The 18,450-nt window shown below is 67.6% G+C and carries 15 protein-coding genes; 7 read left to right on the top strand and 8 right to left on the bottom strand.

The genetic code is table 11. The features are described from left to right. Together smc and AAFF27_12540 are read right to left on the bottom strand one after the other, a co-directional pair. Entirely contained in the window at positions 1–3,516 is a 3,516-nt protein-coding gene (smc, locus tag AAFF27_12545) for a chromosome segregation protein SMC (GenBank protein XAH25963.1), read from the bottom strand. Positions 3,517–3,944: 428 nt separating this feature from the next. Then, positions 3,945–4,658, bottom strand: a complete 714-nt coding sequence (locus AAFF27_12540) for a CerR family C-terminal domain-containing protein (protein ID XAH25962.1) — start codon at positions 4,656–4,658, stop codon at positions 3,945–3,947. Between the two features lie 163 nt (positions 4,659–4,821). Between AAFF27_12540 and AAFF27_12535 the strand changes: the two genes are divergently transcribed. Genes AAFF27_12535 through AAFF27_12525 form a run of 3 tightly spaced genes read left to right on the top strand, consistent with a single transcriptional unit; the run spans position 4,822 to position 8,955 of the window. Beyond that, the gene (locus AAFF27_12535) at positions 4,822–5,913 is read left to right on the top strand and encodes an HlyD family secretion protein (protein ID XAH26228.1); all 1,092 of its coding nucleotides are present in this window, start codon (positions 4,822–4,824) and stop codon (positions 5,911–5,913) included. Beyond that, the gene (locus AAFF27_12530) at positions 5,906–7,483 is read left to right on the top strand and encodes an MDR family MFS transporter (GenBank protein XAH25961.1); all 1,578 of its coding nucleotides are present in this window, start codon (positions 5,906–5,908) and stop codon (positions 7,481–7,483) included. The genes AAFF27_12535 and AAFF27_12530 overlap by 8 nt, the downstream gene beginning before the upstream one ends. 17 nt (positions 7,484–7,500) lie before the next feature. Then, on the top strand, positions 7,501–8,955 hold the full coding sequence (locus tag AAFF27_12525; protein XAH25960.1) for an efflux transporter outer membrane subunit: 1,455 nt from the start codon (positions 7,501–7,503) through the stop codon (positions 8,953–8,955). An 83-nt stretch (positions 8,956–9,038) separates the two neighbouring features. Here the strand turns inward: AAFF27_12525 and AAFF27_12520 are convergent, their stop codons facing one another. After that, a complete protein-coding gene (locus AAFF27_12520) occupies positions 9,039–9,782 on the bottom strand; it encodes an SDR family oxidoreductase (GenBank protein XAH25959.1) in 744 nt (247 codons plus the stop codon). A gap of 111 nt (positions 9,783–9,893) precedes the next feature. On the opposite strand from AAFF27_12520, the gene AAFF27_12515 reads away from it, so the two are divergent. After that, a complete protein-coding gene (locus AAFF27_12515) occupies positions 9,894–10,817 on the top strand; it encodes a LysR family transcriptional regulator (protein XAH25958.1) in 924 nt (307 codons plus the stop codon). Between the two features lie 3 nt (positions 10,818–10,820). On the opposite strand, the gene AAFF27_12510 is transcribed toward AAFF27_12515, so the two are convergent. The 4 genes from AAFF27_12510 to metE all read right to left on the bottom strand — a co-directional run bounded on the left by AAFF27_12510 (position 10,821) and on the right by metE (position 15,151). After that, positions 10,821–11,165: an antibiotic biosynthesis monooxygenase gene (locus AAFF27_12510; protein ID XAH25957.1), complete on the bottom strand. Its 345-nt coding sequence runs from the start codon at positions 11,163–11,165 to the stop codon at positions 10,821–10,823. Continuing rightward, entirely contained in the window at positions 11,162–12,259 is a 1,098-nt protein-coding gene (locus AAFF27_12505; protein ID XAH25956.1) for a cytochrome P450, read from the bottom strand. Before AAFF27_12505 ends, AAFF27_12510 begins: the two co-directional genes overlap by 4 nt. Next, a complete protein-coding gene (locus AAFF27_12500; protein XAH25955.1) occupies positions 12,246–12,719 on the bottom strand; it encodes an OsmC family protein in 474 nt (157 codons plus the stop codon). The genes AAFF27_12505 and AAFF27_12500 overlap by 14 nt, the downstream gene beginning before the upstream one ends. A gap of 92 nt (positions 12,720–12,811) precedes the next feature. Then, on the bottom strand, positions 12,812–15,151 hold the full coding sequence (metE, locus tag AAFF27_12495; protein XAH25954.1) for a 5-methyltetrahydropteroyltriglutamate--homocysteine S-methyltransferase: 2,340 nt from the start codon (positions 15,149–15,151) through the stop codon (positions 12,812–12,814). A gap of 103 nt (positions 15,152–15,254) precedes the next feature. On the opposite strand from metE, the gene AAFF27_12490 reads away from it, so the two are divergent. After that, entirely contained in the window at positions 15,255–16,184 is a 930-nt protein-coding gene (locus AAFF27_12490) for a LysR family transcriptional regulator (protein XAH25953.1), read from the top strand. Between the two features lie 14 nt (positions 16,185–16,198). Here AAFF27_12490 and AAFF27_12485 read toward each other — a convergent pair whose 3' ends face one another. After that, the gene (locus AAFF27_12485) at positions 16,199–16,330 is read right to left on the bottom strand and encodes a hypothetical protein (GenBank protein ID XAH25952.1); all 132 of its coding nucleotides are present in this window, start codon (positions 16,328–16,330) and stop codon (positions 16,199–16,201) included. A gap of 253 nt (positions 16,331–16,583) precedes the next feature. Between AAFF27_12485 and AAFF27_12480 the strand changes: the two genes are divergently transcribed. Both AAFF27_12480 and AAFF27_12475 read left to right on the top strand, forming a co-directional pair. Further along, on the top strand, positions 16,584–16,928 hold the full coding sequence (locus AAFF27_12480) for a helix-turn-helix domain-containing protein (GenBank protein XAH25951.1): 345 nt from the start codon (positions 16,584–16,586) through the stop codon (positions 16,926–16,928). Then, positions 16,925–18,307 (top strand): type II toxin-antitoxin system HipA family toxin, encoded by a 1,383-nt coding sequence (locus AAFF27_12475; GenBank protein XAH25950.1) that lies wholly within the window; start codon positions 16,925–16,927, stop codon positions 18,305–18,307. Before AAFF27_12480 ends, AAFF27_12475 begins: the two co-directional genes overlap by 4 nt. Positions 18,308–18,450 lie beyond the last annotated feature (143 nt).

The following is an 18,450-nucleotide window of genomic DNA, read 5'->3' as shown; positions in this document are numbered from 1 at the left end:
CTATTCGGGTTCGGCCAGGGACAGTGCGGATTCCATGTCCACGGCCACGATACGCGACACGCCCTGCTCCTGCATGGTGACGCCGATCAATTGCTCGGCCATTTCCATGGCGATCTTGTTGTGGCTGATGAAGAGGAACTGGGTGCTCTTGCTCATGCTGGCCACCAGCTTGGCATAGCGCTCGGTGTTGGCGTCGTCCAGCGGCGCGTCCACTTCGTCCAGCAGGCAGAAGGGCGCGGGGTTGAGCTGGAAGATGGCAAACACCAGGGCGATGGCGGTCAGCGCCTTCTCACCACCGGACAGCAGGTGGATGGTCTGGTTCTTCTTGCCGGGCGGCTGGGCCATGACCTGCACGCCGGCGTCCAGCACCTCTTCGCCGGTCATCATGAGCTTGGCATTGCCGCCGCCGAACAGCTCGGGGAACATGCGCCCGAAGTGCTCGTTGACGACGTTGAAGGTGCCCACCAGCAGCTCGCGCGTCTCGGCGTCGATCTTGCGGATGGCGTCTTCCAGCGTGTTCATGGCCTCGGTCAGGTCGGCCGTCTGCGCGTCGAGGAAGGTCTTGCGCTCGCGCGCCGTGCCCAGCTCTTCCAGCGCAGCCAGATTGACCGCACCGAGCGCGACGATGTCGCGGTTGCCACGGTCTATATCGCCCTGCAGGCCTTGCACGCGCACATTGCCTTCGGTGATGGATTTTTCTACCGCCTCCAGGTCGGCCTGGGCGTCGGTCAGCAGGGATGCGTACTGCTCAAAACCCAGGCGCGCGGCCTGTTCCTTGAGCTGGAATTCGGTGATGCGCTGGCGCAGCGGGTCGAGCGCGCGCTCCAGCTGCAGGCGGCGCTCGTCGCTGGCGCGCAGCTTGGTGGTCAGGTCGTCGTATTCGCTGCGCTGCGCGGCCAGTGCGGTTTCGCGCTCGGATTTCAGCTCCAGCGCGGTCTGCAGGCCGCCTTGCGCGGCGGCGTCTGACAGGCGCGCCAACTCTTCCTGGGCGCGGCTTTCTTCTGTGGCCAGCGAGCCCGCCTGTTGCGCGGCGGTGTCGATGGCGCGGCCCAGCTCGGCGCGGCGCGACTCCAGGCTGCGGCGTGAAAAGATGGCCTCTTGTGCCTGGCGCTCCAGGCTGCGCTGCTGCTCGCGCGATTCGTTGACGCGGCGCTCGGACTCGATCACGCGCTCGTCCAGCTGCGCATGGCGCTCCTGGCTGTCGGCGAGCTGCATGTCCAGCTCTTCGAAGCGCGCCTCGGCCGTCACGCGGCGCTCTTGCAGCTCGTCCAGCAGCGCCTCGACCTCGCCCAGGTCGCCGGCGATCTGGGCGCTGCGCTCGCGCGTTTGCTCGGCCAGTTGGGTGAGGCGCAGGTTTTCTACCTGCAGCTCGTGGGCACGGCCTTGCGTCTCGGTGGTCTCGCGGCGTGCCGCCACCAGGCGTTGCGAGGCGTCGGCATAGGCAGACTCGGCACGCACCAGTGCGGAGCGAGCTTCTTCGCCGATCAGGGCCTGGGCGCGCAGCTGCTTCTCAAGGTTCTCGATCTCCTGCGCGCGGGCCAGCAGGCCGGCCTGCTCGGAATCGGGCGCGTAGAAGTTCACGCCATGGGCGGTCACCGCATGGCCGGCGGGTACGAAGATGGCCTCGCCCGGCTGCAGTCGGCTGCGCGCGGCCAGGGCTTCATCGAAATTCTGGGCCGTGTAGCAGCCGTGCAGCCAGTCGGCCAGCAGCGCGCGCTGGCCGGCGTCATTCAGGCGCAGGCGATCCAGCAGGGCGGGCAGCGCGCCGGCGGCCTCGGGCACGGCGGCGGCGGGTGGGCTGTAGAAGGCGAGCTTGGCCGGTGGGGCGTCGGCGCCAAAGGCGCGCACCATGTCCAGGCGGGAGACTTCGAGCGCACCCATGCGCTCGCGCAAGGCCGCTTCCAGGGCGCTTTCCCAGCCCTGCTCCACATGCAGCCGGCTCCACAGCGCCTGCAGGCTGTCCAGGCCGTGCTTGGCCAGCCAGGGCTGCAGCTTGCCGTCGGTCTTGACCTTTTCCTGCAGCGCCTTGAGCGCTTCCATGCGGGCCGACAGGTCGGCCTGGGCCGCGCTCTCGGCATTGACGGTGTGCTGCCGCGTGCGGCGGTCTTCGTCCAGTTGCGGGACCGCGTCCTGCAGCTCGTGCAGGCGGGCGTCGGCCTCTTGTGCGGCCTCTTGTGCGGCTTCGAGTTGCTCGCGCAGGTTGTTCAGGCGCGCTTCGTCGGGTGCGGCCAGGGCGTTGCGGTCAGTAACCAAACGGTCGCGGCGCACGTCGAGCTGGCGCGACTGCTCCTCGATGCTGCGCTGGTCGGCCGCCAGCACCTGAATTTGCTGCTGCACATGGGCCACGGCGCCGCGCTGCTCGCTGGCTTTTTGCTGGGCCTGGCGCAGGGCCTCTTCCAGGTCTGGCAACTGCAGCGCCTGCTCTTCCACCTGGGCGGCGAGCAGTTCGGCTTTTTCTTCGGCGTCTTCGCCCTGGGCGGCCAGGGTTTCGATCTCGGCCTCGGCGTCGTCCTTGCGGGTGGCCCACTGGCTGACCTGCTCGCGCAGGGTGATCAGGCGCTGCTCCACGCGCTGGCGGCCTTCGACGACGAAGCGGATCTCGGCCTCCAGCCGGCCGACTTCGGCGCTAGCTTCGTAGAGCTTGCCCTGGGCCTGGTTGACATGGTCGCCGGCGGCGTAGTGCGCCTGGCGGATGGTCTCCAGCTCGGCCTCGATGTGGCGCAGGTCGGCCACGCGGGATTCAAGGTCATTTACCGCCTGGGCGGCGTCGGCCTTGATGCGGGCCTGGTCGGCCTCGCTCTCGCGGCGCTTCAAAAACCATAGCTGGTGCTGCTTGAGCGTGACGTCGGCCTGCAGCGTGTTGTAGCGCTGGGCCACCTCGGCCTGCTTCTCCAGCTTCTCGAGGTTGCTGTTGAGCTCGCGCAGGATGTCGTCGACCCGGGTCAGGTTCTCGCGCGTGTCGGACAGGCGGTGTTCGGTTTCGCGGCGGCGCTCTTTGTACTTGGAGACGCCTGCGGCCTCTTCCAGGAACAGGCGCAGCTCTTCGGGCTTGGACTCGATGATGCGGCTGATCGTGCCCTGGCCAATGATGGCGTAGGCGCGCGGCCCCAGGCCCGTGCCCAGGAACACGTCCTGCACGTCGCGGCGGCGCACCGGCTGGTTGTTGATGTAGTAGCTGCTGGTGCCGTCGCGCGTGAGCACGCGCTTGACGGCGATCTCGGTGAAGCGGCTCCAGGAGCCACCGGCGCGGCCGTCGTTGTTCTCGAACACCAGCTCCACGCTGGAGCGGCTGGCCGGCTTGCGCGTGTTGGTGCCGTTGAAGATCACGTCCTGCATGGACTCGCCGCGCAGCTCGCTGGCCTTGCTCTCGCCCAGCACCCAGCGCACCGCGTCCATGATGTTGGACTTGCCGCAGCCATTGGGGCCAACCACGCCCACAAGCTGCCCGGGCAGCAGGAAGTTGGTCGGCTCGGCGAACGACTTGAAGCCAGAGAGTTTGATGGAGTTAAGACGCACGGGTGGCTGGCACGGGTAACAGGTTGGCGGATGCGTTGCATCCGTAAGAACGTGTTTACGATCTGTATGGGGATCGCGTTGGAGTGCAATCGGGATGAGTGAGTGGCCCGGATCCCGCTGCATGGGCTGGTGCCCATGCAAGGGGCCGGGGCGCTCAATCGCCCGATTTCACTCCAACCCGAAGGGCAAGTGCCTTTGCGGGCGGTCTGCGGCGTTGCGGCGCTTGCCAATAGCGGTGCTATTGGCAGCGCACCGCGCCTTGCATCCCATCCCGCAAAGACTCTTGCGCGACCCCATAGAGATCGTAAACACGTTCACAGACCGGGGGACCGGCCTGTGCGAACGGGGGATGATAACCCTGCGCCCTGGCGCCCTGCCCCGCGCCGGTGCGGGCCTGGCGCCGCAGGAAATCGGCAACGTCCATCCCTCTATTTGGCCGCCTCTCGCCTGGCAACCATGGCAAACATCAGTGTTCGGGTCTGCCCTATGACAACACGCTTGAGCAATCCGGTGCGGCGTGCATCGATCGTGTCCCAGTTCAAGCGGGCCAGCGCCGCACGGCGCATGACCTGGAACATGGCCAACTGGCCATTCAGTGTCATGGCGGTCAGTTGTGTCTCTTCGTCGCTGGCCGGCTGGCCCAGCAGACGGCCGACAATGGCGGAGGTGATGGCCAACATGGGCTTGCCCAGGCGCTGGGAGACGGTCTGGGAATCCACCGCCGGGTCCAGCCCCGCTTGCTCTCGTGCGATAAACAAGCGCCACGCGGCGTGCTCCTCCGAGGTGAACATGAAATCCGCGACCCGCTCCTGAATGCCGCAGAAGGCATCGATCAGCGCCTCGTCCCCGCCGCCGTCGGCCAGCACCTGCTCCGCATGGCCCAGCACCTGCCCCAGGTGTTCCAGCAGGCGCGACACGATGTGCTCGGTGCACGCGAGGTACACGCCTTCCTTGTTGTTGAAGTAGTACTGCAAGGCCGGCGCATTGACGTCGGCGGCCATGGCGATATCGCGCGTCGACGCGCCGTCAAAACCGCGATCACCAAATAACTTCAGCGCCGCAGCCACGATACGGGCGCGTGTCTCTTCGCCACGCGTGTATCCGCCGTCTGCAGCATGTCGGGGCTTGGGTGCGCGCGTCATGGGCCTCTATTCAGTGAAATGGAAGAAATATATCAATCGGGACAAATAGAGCGGTTGACGTCAATTTAGCCCAAGTGGAATAATTGTTCCATACGGAATAAATTCAAACAATCCCATGACTGCCACCGCCGCCCCTCAAGAACACGCCCCTTCCGAGAAGCCCATGCCTGCGGCCAAGCGCGCCAGAGGGCGCACGTTGCTGCTCTGGCTTGGGCTGGCGGTTTTTCTGATCGTCGGCGGTATCTGGGGCGTTCGGTGGTGGACGACCGGGCGTTTTGTACAAAGCACGGACGACGCCTACCTGCAAGCCGACAGCATGACGGCAGCGCCCAAGGTGTCCGGCTATGTGGCCGAGGTCTACGTGGGCGACAACCAGGTGGTGTCGGCCGGGCAGCCGCTGGTACGGCTGGACAGCCGCCAGTACCAGGCGGTGCTGGGGCAGGCCACCGCGACGATTGCCGCGCGCAAGGCCGACATCGCCCGCAGCCAGGCGGATCTGCTGCAGCAGCAGTCCAACATTGCGCAGGCGCGCGCCCAAGTGCAAGGCGCCCGGTCAGCCGAGACCTATACCGCCGAGCGGGTGAAGCGCTATGAAGCACTGGTCGCGGGCGGCGGCGAGACCGCAGACCATCTTGCGGAACTGCGCAATGCCTATAGCCAGGCCAGCGCCACGCTGGCGGCGAATATCGCGGCGCTGCAGGCCGCAGAACGCCAGACGGCCAGCACCAACGCCCAGATCCAGCAGGCACAGGCGCAGCTCGATGCCGCAGGCGAGAGTGCCCGCCAGACGCAGCTCGACATGCAGGACACGGTGGTGCGCAGCACGCTGGCCGGCCGCGTGGGCGACCGTGCCGTGCGCGTGGGCCAGTACGTGCAGCCCGGCACCCGGCTGCTGACGGTGGTGCCGGTACAGGACATCTACCTGACCGCGAACTTCAAGGAAACCCAGATCGGACGAATGCGCGCCGGCCAGCCAGCCACGATCAGCGTGGATGCCCTGCCGGGGGTGACCCTGCAGGGCACGGTGCAAAGCTTTTCGCCCGGCACCGGCTCGCAGTTCGCACTGCTGCCAGCGCAGAACGCAACGGGCAACTTCACCAAGATCGTGCAGCGCGTGCCGGTGCGGATTCACCTCGAAAGCAACCCGGAGCTGCGCCAGGTGCTGATACCCGGGCTCTCCGTCACCGTACAGGTCGACACCCGCGACGAGCGAGAAACCGAGCAAGCCCTGAAGCAAGAAGGCAGCCGTGGCTAAGGCGGCCCAGGCGGGCACTGGCGCCCCGGCCAATGCCAGCGCCAGCGACTGGATTGCCGTGGCCGCAGGCTCGATTGGCGCGCTGATGGCAACGCTCGACATCTCCATCACCAACGCCGCCTTGCCGCAGATCCAGGGGCAACTGGGTGCCAGCGGCACCGAAGGAACGTGGATATCGACCGGCTACCTGATGTCCGAGATCGTGATGATCCCGCTGGCGGCCTGGCTGACGCGGGTGTTTGGCCTGCGCAACTTCCTGCTGAGCAATGCGCTGCTGTTCACGCTCTTCTCCATGATGTGCGGCTGGTCGCACAGCCTGCCGGAGATGATCGTGGGCCGGATCGGCCAGGGCTTCGCCGGCGGCGCGATGATCCCCACCGCCCAGACCATCGTGGCCACCCGGCTGCCGCGCCACCAGATGCCGATTGGCATGACCATCTTTGGCCTGATCGTGATGGTCGGGCCCTTGCTGGGCCCCGTGGTGGGGGGCTGGCTGACGCAGAACCTGGACTGGAGCTGGTGCTTCTTTCTGAACGTGCCGGTCTGCGCCGCGCTGGTGCTGCTGCTCTACACAGGCCTGCCCAAGGGCAAGACCGACTGGCGCCAGTTCTTCCATGCCGACTGGCTGGGCATTGCCGGGCTGGCCATTGGCTTGAGCTCACTCACGGTGGTGCTGGAAGACGGCCAGCGCGAGCGCTGGTTTGAGTCGCCCATGATCGTGTGGCTGAGCATCGCCGCCGTGCTGGGCATCGGCATGCTGATCGCCGCGCAGTTCCTGGCCGCCAAGCCCATCGTGCGGCTGCAACTGCTGGCCAACAAGAGCTACGCCAGCGTGATCCTGATTGTCTTCACGGTGGGCGCGGGCCTCTACAGCGTGTCTTACCTGCTGCCCCAGTTCTTGAGCGGCATCTCTGGCTACAACGCGCAGCAGGCGGGCTCGATCCTGTTGGTGTCGGGTGTGCCGGCCTTTCTGATGATGCCGATACTGCCGCGCCTGCTGGGCCGGGTCGATGCGCGGCTCATGGTGATCGCCGGCCTGTGCTGCTTCGCGGGCAGCTGCATGATGGACATAGGCTTGACGGCGCAAAGCGCGGGCCACGACTTCTTCTGGTCGCAGCTGTTGCGCGGCGCGGGCCAGATCATGGCAATGATGCCGCTCAATCAGGCGGCGATGGCGGCCGTGTCCAAGGAGGACGCCGGCGATGGCGCCGGCCTCTACAACATGGCGCGCAACCTGGGCGGATCGGTCGGGCTGGCCTTGCTGGGGGTCTTCATCGATCGGCGCAACGCTTTTCACCTGGACGTCATCCGCGACTCGGTCACCGCCAACTCGGCCATCGGGCAAGAGCGCATCGCCGCCAACGCCGCCGGCTTCTTTGCGCGGCACGGCGACATGGCCTACGCCAAGCTGCAGGCGCTCAGCCAGTTGACTGCGCAAATGCAGCAGCAGGCCTCGGTGATCACCTATTCGGAAACCTTCTACGTGCTTGGCTGGGCATTGCTGCTGTGCATCCCCCTGGCCCTGTTCCTGAAGAAACCCGCCCCTGGCACGGCCTCTGCGGGCCATTGAGCAAGAAGAGCCTTCCCATGAAACCCCACATCTGGCCGACGGCAGTCGCCCTGGCGGTGCTTGCCGCCACGGGCTGCACGCTCGAACCCCATTACGACCGCCCCGCCTCGCCCGTTGCCAGCGCCTATCCCACGGGCGAGGCATATCGCGCCCAGACAGAAGCCCAGGCCAGCCCGCAGCGCGTGGCGGCCGACATGGGCTGGCGCGATTTCTTCGATGACCCGGGCCTGCAGCGCGTTGTGGCACTGGCGCTGGACAACAACCGCGACCTGCGCGTGGCGGTGCTGAACGTTGCACAAACCCGCGCGCAGTACCAGATCCAGCGCGCCGGCCTTGTGCCATCGGTCAACGCCGTGGCCGATGCATCCAAATCACGCACGCCGCAAGACCTGGCGCTGATGGGCCACACCAAGGGCTCGCAGTACACCGTCGGGGCCGCCGCGTCGTGGGAGCTTGATCTGTTTGGCAAGACGCAAAGCCTGACGCACCAGGCGCTGGCGCAGTACCTGGCCACTGCCGAGGCGCGGCGTGGCGCAGAGATATCGCTGGTCGCACAGGTCGCCAGCCAGTACCTGGCGATGCGCGCCTATGACGAGCAGTTGAAGGTCACGCGCGCCACCCTGCTGGCAGCGCAGGAGTCCGCGCGGGTCGTGCAGCTGCGCTACGACGCCGGCACGAGTACCGAGCTGGATCTGCGCGAGGCGCAGGGCACGGTGGAGCAGCAAGAGGCCAACCTCACCCAACAGATCCGCCAGCGTGCCCAGGCCGAGAACGCGCTGGTGCTGCTGGCGGGCGGGCCGCTGCCGGGCGACCTGCCCACGCCGCAGGCATTCGACGCACAACGCTTTCTCATGGACATCCCGGCCGGCCTGCCGTCCGACCTGCTGGCACGCCGGCCCGACGTGATGGAGGCCGAGCAGCAATTGCGCGCGGCCAATGCCAACATCGGCGCGGCCCGCGCAGCGTTTTTCCCCAGCATCTCGCTGACCGGGCAACTGGGCACCTCCAGCCCGACGCTGGGCGGCTTGTTCAAGGGAGGGTCGGTGGCCTGGTCGTTCGCACCGCAGCTGACGGTGCCGATCTTTGATGGCGCACGCAATGCCGCCAAGCTGGACCTGGCGCAACTAGAGAAGCAGGCCTTCATCGCGCAGTATGAGAAGGCGATCCAGACCGCTTTCCGCGAGGTCGCCGACGGGCTGGCCGCACGCGATACCTACGACAGCCAGATCCGCTCATTGCAGCGCTACACGGCTCTTCAGCAGCGCCGGCTGGACCTGTCGCAACTGCGCTATCGCAACGGCGTCGATAGCTATCTGTCGGTGCTGAACGCGCAAAACGCCTTGTACAGCGCACAGCAATCGCTGCTGACGACGCAGCTTGCGCGGCTCACCAATCTGGTGGACCTGTACCGCTACCTGGGTGGCGGCTGGATTGAGCGCACGGGGGATGCGCCGCGGTTGGCTACGGGTTAGAGGCGGTCTGTGAGCAAGGCCGTGGCGGCCGGCGGCCGCTTCGGGCTTGGCAAATGGGCGGCTCCGGGCACCGCGTAGAACCGTCAGGCAAGCCCGCCATTCACGCCGATGTTCTGGCCCGTGACCCAGCCCGCCTCGTCGCTCACCAAAAAGGCCACCACCCGCGCAATGTCGTCCACCTGCCCAAGCCGGCCGAGCGGGGTCAGGCTGGCGAGCATGTTCACCACCGCCTCGGGCTTGCCGCCGTGCTGGAACAGCTCGGTGTCGGTCGGCCCGGGCAGCACGGCATTGACGGTGATGCGGCGCGCGCCCAGCTCCTTGGCCGCGTAGCGGGTGAGCTGCTCGACGGCGCCCTTGGTGGCCGAGTAGGCGCCGTAGGTGGGTGTTTGCAGGCGCGTGAGCGTGCTGGAGAAATTGACGATGCGCCCGCCGTCGGCCAGCCGGGTGGCGGCCTCGCGGATGCCGGCGAAAACGCCGCGCACATTGAGGGCAAACAGCCGCTCGAAATCCTCGTCGCTGGTGTCGGCCAGCAGCTTCTCGACCATGAGGCCGGCGTTGTTGACCAGGATATCGACGCTGCCGAAGCGCTCTGCGGCGGCGTCGAACAGTTGGCGCGCGGCGCCGGCCTGGCCCACGTCGGCCTGCACCGCCACGGCGGAGCCACCGGCGGCAGCGATGCGCGCCACCACCGCGTTGGCCGCCGCCGCATCGCGGACATAGTTGACGACCACGCGCGCGCCGCGCGCGGCCAAGGTCTGGGCAATGGCCGCGCCAATGCCGCGCGAGGCGCCGGTGACGATGGCGGTCTTGTGGTGGAGAGAGGTCATGGTGTGTCCTGTCGATGGGATGGAGAGGGAATGGGCGAATTCTGGTTGTTTGCAACCTCTGGATAAAGCATTGAAAATTTCGATAACCATCCAATAAATCAAAACAATCCCATGGACCGCCTGGACGCCATGCGTGTCTTCACCCGTGTGGTGGAGCTGAGCAGCTTTATTCGTACCGCAGACGAGTTGCGCCTGCCGCGCGCCACCGTCACGCACGCCGTGCAAAGCCTGGAGGCGCGCCTGGGCGTGCGCCTGCTGCAGCGCACCACGCGCCAGGTGCGCCCCACGGACGAAGGCCAGGCCTACTACGAGCGCTGCCTGCGCCTGCTGGCCGACGTGGATGAGGCCGAGCTGCTGGCCCAAGGCGCCGCCACCCGGCCGCGCGGGCGGCTGCGTGTGGACATGCACGCCTCTGCCGCAGCGCTGGTGGTGGTGCCGGCGCTGCCTGATTTCATGGCGCGCTACCCGGACATCGCGCTCGAGATCGGCACCGGCGACCGCTGGGTCGACCTAGTGCGCGAAGGGGTCGACTGCGTGCTGCGCGGCGGCGTGCCGCGCGACTCCAGCCTGGTCGGCCGCCGGCTGGCCGACCTGCCCCAGGGCACCTTCGCCAGCCCGGCCTACCTGGAGCGCTGCGGCGTGCCGGCGTCACCCGAGGCTTTGCTGGCCGCGCCGCCCGGGCGGCCGCCGCACCAGGCGGTGGCCTATGTCTCGTCCGTCACGGGACGGTTGTGGAACCTGGAATTTGTGCAGCCCGACGGCCAGTTGCTGAGCCTGCCGCTGCCCAGCCCCCTGACCGTGCACAGCACCGACGCCTATGTGGCGGCGGCCATTGCCGGCCTGGGCCTGATCCAGTTGCCGCACTACGGCGTGGCGGCCGCCGTGGATGCCGGCCGGCTGCAGGAGGTGCTGGCCCCCTGGCGCCCCGCGCCCATGCCGATCTGGGCGCTCTACCCCCACGCCCGGCAGTTGCCGCCCCGGGTTCGGGTGTTTGTGGACTGGATGGCCGAGCTGCTGCAGGCGCACGGGCGCTGATCGTCAGCCGTGCGCCGCGCGTGAATCCGCCGGCGCCTCTTCGCGCTGTTGCAGGCCATAGTCGCGCACCACTTCTGCAATGCGCAGGCGGTAGTCGCGGAACATGGTGCTGCGGCCGGCGGCCTGGGCCTGGCGGTGTGCCGTCAGGTTGCGCCAGGCGGTCAGGCAATCGTCGTCACGCCAGAACTGCAAAGACAGCAGCTTGTCGGGCTCGGTCAGGCTCTGGAAGCGTTCTATCGAGATAAAGCCTTCCATCTGCTGCAGCTCCTGGTGCAGCTCGGCCGCCCAGTCCAGGTAGCCCTGGCGGTGGGCCGGGTCGGGCCAGACTTCAAAGATGACGGAAATCATGGGGCGTTCTCCTTATAGATAGGGATGCGGGCATTGGGCAAAGGGCGGTAGCTGCCTGTTGCGTTGAAATATTGGTCAAATTGGCCTCTAGCCCATACCCCACCTAGGCTACTAGCTACTATTTCAATAGCTACAACTTCACCTGGACAGTGGTGCATGCCCGCGCCAAAGCCCAGGCTGCGGCGCGCGCTGCGGCTGGGGTCGAAGCGCTCGGCCTGTGGGTTCAGCGCTTCGTCGCGGTTGGCGGCCGCCAGCACCAGCAGCACGCCCTCCCCTTGCCGGATCTGCTGGCCGCCCAGTGGCAGATCTTGGGCGGCGAAGCGGCGTGTGTTCTGGATGGGCGCATCCCAGCGTTCTACCTCTGCAACCCAGGCGCGCGCCTGTTCCGGCGTGCGCAAATGCTCGGCCCATGCAGGCTGCCGCTGCAGCAGGCGCAGGCTGTTGCCGAGCAGGCCAGCGGTGGCGTCCAGCGACTGCTGCATCAGCGCGATGCGGTTGGCCGCGCGCACCGGCGCCAGCCCGGCACGCGCTCCCTGGGCCATGAGCTGCCCGGCGGCGGTATCGGCGCGGGCCACGGTCTGCGGCGTGGCGCCGGCCGCGATGCCGGCGGTGAAGTCATGCACCCATTGGCTGGTGGTGGCGCGCTCTGCCGCTGGGATTTGTAGCAGGCAGGCCATGGTGCGTACCGGCAGATCGGTGAGGAAGCGGTTGGCGTCTTGCACGGGCAATAGCTCGCCCAGCGCCTCATCCACCGCTGCGGCCACCTGCGCCAGCGTGTAGCGCGTGGCCGAGCGTTCGGCCTCGGGCCGGTGCTGCGCGTGGAAGGCGCCGTCGTTCATGCGCACCAACTGCGCAAACACCTCGCCCGCTGCTGTGCCCAGCAGCGCCGATGGCACGGGCTCCTGCGGCGGGCGCACGCGCAGGGCCGGCTGGCGCAAGGCCTCTTCGACCAACGCGGCGCTGCTGGCCACCCAGAGCTTCAGCGCGGGCTCGAAGTACAGCGGGCGCTGCTCGCGCAGCGCACGGTAGTACGGATAGGGGTCTGGGTGGCTGGCAGCTTCTACCGCATGGGCCGGCGCGTCAGGCCGCGCCATGGACCGGCTCGCACAGCACCTCGGTCTTGACCGAGTTGGCGATGAAGCAGGCCTCATGCGCCTTGTGGTGCAGCGCATCGAGCTGCTCGGCCAAGGGCTGTTTGTCACCCGAGAAGCTGACTTGCGGCCGCAGCGTGACCCGGGTCATGGCGATGCGGCCCTCGGTATTGCGGGCCATCACGCCTACGGCGTCGTCCAGGTAGCGGTCGACGCAAAAGCCCTGCTCTGCCGCAATGGACAGGAACCAGAGCATGTGGCAGCTCGACAGCGAGGCGACAAAGGCCTCTTCCGGGTCGACCGCCTGCGGGTCGGACCAGGGCAGCGGCACCACATGCGGCGAGGATGAGCCCGCCACCTGCGCGCCGCCATCAAAACTGAGCCAATGGCGACGGCTGTAGCGCTTGCCAAGAAAGTCCTGCTCGCCGCGCTCCCACAGGATTTGCGCCGTGTACTGGGCCATGGAGATGTCCTTGAAAAATCGATGCCCGAATTGTGTCCGGCCATTGCGCGGAAACACTTCGCCCGGCACCGAAGCATCGAGGACACCGCCGCTCAGGCCGCCAGTTCGGTGCGCAGCTGCCGCGCGGCCTGCACCATGTGGGTCAGGGCGGCTTCGGTCTCGGGCCAGCCGCGGGTCTTCAGGCCGCAGTCGGGGTTGATCCACAGCTGCTCGGCCGGCACGACCTGGGCGGCCTTGCGCAAGAGGCGCACCATCTCGTCTACCGCAGGCACGCGCGGCGAGTGGATGTCGTAGACGCCCGGGCCGATCTCGTTCGGGTAGCGGAAGTCGCCAAAGCCGCGCAGCAGCTCCATGTCGGAGCGGCTGGTTTCGATGGTGATCACATCCGCGTCCATGGCGGCGATCTCGGGCAGGATGTCGTTGAACTCGCTGTAGCACATGTGGGTGTGGATCTGCGTGTCGTTGCGCACGCCGCTGGCGCTGATGCGGAAGGCGCGCGTGGCCCAGTCGAGGTAGGGCTTCCAGCCGGCGCGGCGCAGCGGCAGGCCTTCGCGGATGGCGGGCTCGTCGATCTGGATGATGCCGATGTGGGCGGCCTCCAGGTCCACCACTTCGTCGCGGATGGCCCAGGCGATTTGCGCGGCGGTGGTGCTGCGCGGCTGGTCGTCACGCACAAAGGACCACTGCAGGATGGTGATGGGGCCGGTGAGCATGCCCTTCATGGGCAGCTTGGTGAGGCTTTGCGCATAGCGCGTCCACTCCACCGTCATGGGCACGGGGCGGGCGACGTCGCCGTAGATGACCGGCGGCTTGACGCAGCGCGAACCGTAGCTTTGCACCCAGCCGTTGGCGGTGAAGGCAAAGCCGGCCAGTTGCTCGCCAAAGTACTCGACCATGTCATTGCGCTCGGCCTCGCCGTGCACCAGCACGTCCAGGCCCAGGGCTTCCTGCTTGCGCACAGCGAGGGTGATTTCTGCCTCCATGGCGCTGCGGTAGGCGGCGGCGGGCAACTCGCCGCGCTTGAAGGCGGCGCGGGCGGCGCGGATCTCGGCCGTCTGCGGGAAGGAGCCGATGGTGGTGGTGGGCAGCGGCGGCAGTTGGAAGCGCGTGCGCTGCACGATTTGGCGCACGGTGAAAGGCGCGCTGCGGCGGTCGTCGGCCGTGGTGGCCTTGGCCAGGCGCAGAGCGACGTCGGCACGGTGCACCAGCGGGCTGACGCGGCGGCGGGCCAGGGCTTGGCGGTTGGCGGCCAGGCCGGGTTGGGCGTCTGCACTGCGGCCTTCCAGGGCGGCGCGCAGGGTGCCCAGCTCGTGCAATTTTTCCATGGCAAAGGCAAGCCAGGACTTCAGCTCTGGGTCCAATGCCGTCTCGGCCTCCAGGCTGAAGGGCACGTGCAGCAGCGAGCACGACGGCGCCAGCCACAGCGGGCCCTGGTGCTTGGCGGCGACCGGCGCCAGGCGCGCCAGGGCGGCGTCCAGGTCGGCGCGCCAGATATTGCGGCCATCGACGATGCCCACCGACAGCACCTTGTGCGCGGGCAGCCAGTCGGCCACGCCCACCAGCTCATCGGCGGCGCGCACGGCATCCACGTGCAGGCCGGCGGTGGGCAGTTGGCAGGCCAGGCGCAGGTTGTCTTGCAGGGGCGAGAAGTAGGTGGCCAGCAGCAGCTTGGCGCCGGCGCGGTTCAATTGCCAGTAGGCGGGCTCGAAGGCATGGCGCCAGGCGTCGGGCAGGTCCAGGCCCAGGATGGGCTCGTCGATCTGCACCCATTCCACGCCCTGCGCCTTTAGGCGCGCCAGCACGGCTTCGTACACCGGCAGCAGTTGGCTCAGCAGCGACAGGCGGTCAAAGCCCTCTTCCTTCTCTTTGCCCAGCCACAAAAAGCTCAGCGGGCCGAGCAGCACGGCCTTGGCCGCGTGGCCGGCGCGCTGGGCCTGGGCGGCTTCCTCGAACAGGCGCTCGGACGCCACGCCAAAGCGCGTGGCCGAGGTGAACTCTGGCACCAGGTAGTGGTAGTTGGTGTCGAACCACTTGGTCATCTCCAGCGCGGGCTGGCCTTCAGTGCTGGCGCCGTGGCTGCAGCCATGGCTGCATTCCTGCGCCGGCGCGGCGGCCACGCCACGCGCCATGGCGAAGTAGCGGGCCAGTTCCGGCTCAGCGCCGCTGAAGCCAAAGCGTGCGGGCTCGCAGCCCAGCAGCTGGATGTGGTGGGCGACGTGGTCGTAGAGGGCAAAGTCGCCCACGGCGACCAGGTCCAGCCCGGCGTCGCGCTGGACTTGCCAGTGCTGCTCGCGCAGCTGGGCGGCGGTGGCTTCCAGCTCGGCGGCAGAGCTGTCGCCGCGCCAGTGGCGCTCCAGCGCAAATTTCAGCTCGCGCCGGGCGCCCATGCGCGGAAAGCCAAGGGTGTGGGTCTGGACGGTGGTACGGGACATGAACGTTGCCTGCAATCGGATGTGTGACAGAAGGCCGCGATGGTCCGCGCATCTCAACTATTATTCAAACGAAACGTTTTGCCTTTTAACTTGAAAATTACTAATGAACCAATCCATCCTGGAGATCCGTCACCTGCGCACGCTGGCCGCGCTGCGTGATACCGGCAGCCTGGTGCGGGCCGCGCAGTTGCTGAACCTGACGCAGTCGGCGCTGTCGCACCAGGTGAAGCTGCTGGAAGAGCGCTACGGCGCGGCGCTGTTCGAGCGCAAATCCGTGCCGCCGCAGTTCAGCGCCACCGGCCTGCGCCTGCTGGCATTGGCCGACGCCTTGCTGCCCCAGGTGGAAGAAGCCGAGCGCGACGTGGCGCGGCTGGTGCAGGGCCAGGCCGGGCAGCTGCGCATCGCGGTGGAATGCCATACCTGCTTTGACTGGCTGATGCCGGCCATGGACGCCTTCAGGGCGCGCTGGCCCGAGGTAGAGATGGACATCGTCTCGGGCTTTCACCCCGACCCGGTAGCGCTGCTGCACCAGAACCGCGCGGATCTGGCCATCGTCTCCGAGCCGGACGAGGACGACACCGCAGCCATCGATTTCCACCCGCTGTTCAGCTTCGAGATCCGCGCACTGCTGGCCAACACGCACCCGCTGGCCGCCAAGGCCTATCTGGCGGCCGAAGACTTTGCCGACCAGACCCTGATCACCTACCCCGTGCCGGACGAGATGCTGGACATCGTGCGCCAGGTGCTGGAGCCCGCCGGCGTGCGCCCTGCCCGCCGCACCACCGAGCTGACGGTGGCCATGCTGCAACTGGTGGCCAGCGGCCGCGGCGTGGCCACCCTGCCGATGTGGGCGGTGCAGGGCTACCTGGACCGCGGCTACATCAGCGCCCGCCCGGTCGGGCCGCAGGGGCTGACCGGCCGGCTGTATGCGGCCAGCACGCGGCTGACCTCGGGCCGGCCGTATCTGGCGGACTTTGTGGGCGTGGTGCGGGAGAGCTGCTTTCTGAGCCTGAAGGGCATTGCCTTGCTGTGAGGGCTAGTGTCGCGTCAAGCATGATCTGCCGGTGTGCGCTTGCCCTCGCCGCGCATCGCTGCGTTGCAGCCCTTGCCCAGGCGTAAAGCCTGGGCTGCGGCCTGCGCCTTGCGCTGCACGCCGATGCCTTCGCACCCATCCTTCACCTCACGCTTGACGCGACACTAGCCTTCAAGTCCGTGCTGGCAAGGAATTTTAATGAAAAGTGCCTTTTGCCCAGGTGCTGCCTGGGCTTATAGCTATCTATTTGATAGTTATCGTACCGGCACCCATAACGACCCAAAAACTACAAGCAAACCTTTAAAAATCAACAAATTACAACTTTGCTTGTAATTCCAGTTGGCCTCACTAAACTACAAGCAAAGTTTGAATTCCAACTGATTTCAAGGTTTGGTTGAAATGAACGACAGCCCCCTCTCCTCCCGCAAAACCCACCTCGACCTGGCCGCCGAGCTGGAACAGCAACGCCTGCAGCAAAAGCTCGCGCGCGGCGCGCTGGGGGACGCCACGGGGCTGTCCTACCAGTCGCTGCAGAAGATTTTGGAAGGCCAGTCTGACTTTCGCGCCTCCAACCTGCTGGCGCTGGCGCATGCGTTGGGGCTGGAGGTTGCCCTGGTGCCCGCCAACGTGGGCCAGGCCCTGGCGGCGGCACCGGCCTTGCCGGCCGAGGCCGCAGCCCCAAGCGCCGTGACGGCGGCATTGGCCCGGTTGCGGCCATTGGGCAAGAGCGGGGGCACGCGATGAACGTCGACATCCTCGTCATCCGCGTAGGCGGCACCCGCGCCGGCATCTTGTTTCGCTATGCGGCCGAGGGCGCGGCGCCGGTGATCCGCTTTGTGGCCGACGACGCCTATGCCGCCGCGCCGCCCGGCACGGTCGATGTGCTGTCGCAGGCCTTCGTGGCCGAGCGGCCCGAGCAGCAACGCGCCCTGCTGCTCAACGTGCTGGACGCGCGCTTCAACGGCGTGCTGGGCCGTGGTGGCGACTACCAGTTGCCGCCTTTCTTCCAGAACCTGCTGCCCGAGGGCGTGTTCCGCGACCACGTGGCGCAAGAGGCCGGCTGCGATCCGCGCGACCACTTTCGCATGCTGGCCGCCTGCGGGCTGGACCTGCCCGGCGCCGTCAGCGCGCGCTGGGAAGACCTGGATCGCAGCACCTTGCAGCACCTGGTCACGCAAGACCAGGATGCGCTGGAGCTGTCGGTGGGCGCCGCGCCCACGCAAGAAGCCGTGTCGCTGTCGGGCGTGCAGCCCAAGCTGTCGGTGCTGCGCAATGCCGCCGGCCGCTACGTGGGCCGCACCCGGCTGCAGGACGCCAGCGCCGCCTGGCCCGAGACCCACATCATTGCCAAGCTGCCCGCCGTGGGCTACCCGCGCATGCCCGAGGTAGAGCACCTGTCGCTCTCCATGGCCCACGCCGCCGGGGTGGACACCTGCCAGCACGCGCTGGAGCCGCTCGGCCTGCTGCTGGAGCCGCACCGCTACGACCTGGGCGATGAGGCGCGGCAAAACTTCTTGGCGGTGCAGCGCTTTGACCGCACGCCCCAGGGCCGCGTCATGTGCGAGGACTTTGCCCAGGTGCTGAGCGTGCCGCCCGAAGACAAATACAGCCGCAGTTACGCCGAAGTGGCGGCCGTGCTGCTGCACCTGCCCGCCTGCGGCGAGCCCGCCGTGCACGAGCTGCTGCGGCGGCTTACCGTCAACGAACTGCTGGGCAACGCCGACGCCCACCTGAAGAACCTGGGCCTGATCTACCGCGACGGCCGCACCGCCGAGCTGTCGCCCGCCTATGACATCGTGGCGCTGTGCCTGTACGGCGTGAAGTCCGGCCACGCACTGCGCCTACTGCCGCCCGGCATTGCGCCAGACGCCGGCTCGCCCGAATCGCTGCTGTCACCCGTGGCCGTGCGCGACTTCTGCCGCGCGCTGGGCATCCCCGCCGGCCCCGCCGCAGCCGTGGTCCGGCAAACCGTATTGGCCGCCGCCAAGACCTGGCCCGCCCTGATCCGCGCCGCGGGCATTACGCCGCACCAGCAGCAGACCCTGCTCACGCGCATAGGCGCGCATGTGCTTACGCGGCAGGTGCTGGCGCGCAATCCGCAGTTGGCGGGTTTGTGGGCATAAGGGAGGCCGAGCGCAGTGACGGCCCGACTGGCTGTCCGGGGTCCCCTCTGTGGCGTCGAGGAGCGGAGGAGTCGGCAGGTTGCCCGTAGCGCAGCGAAGGGTCGGCGAGGACTGTTTGAGCGAAGCGAGTTCCGCAGCCGCCT

It is taken from the genome of Xylophilus sp. GW821-FHT01B05, from assembly GCA_038961845.1.
Classification (GTDB): Bacteria; Pseudomonadota; Gammaproteobacteria; order Burkholderiales; family Burkholderiaceae_C; genus Xylophilus.
This window is presented reverse-complemented; position numbering and strand designations above follow the sequence as displayed.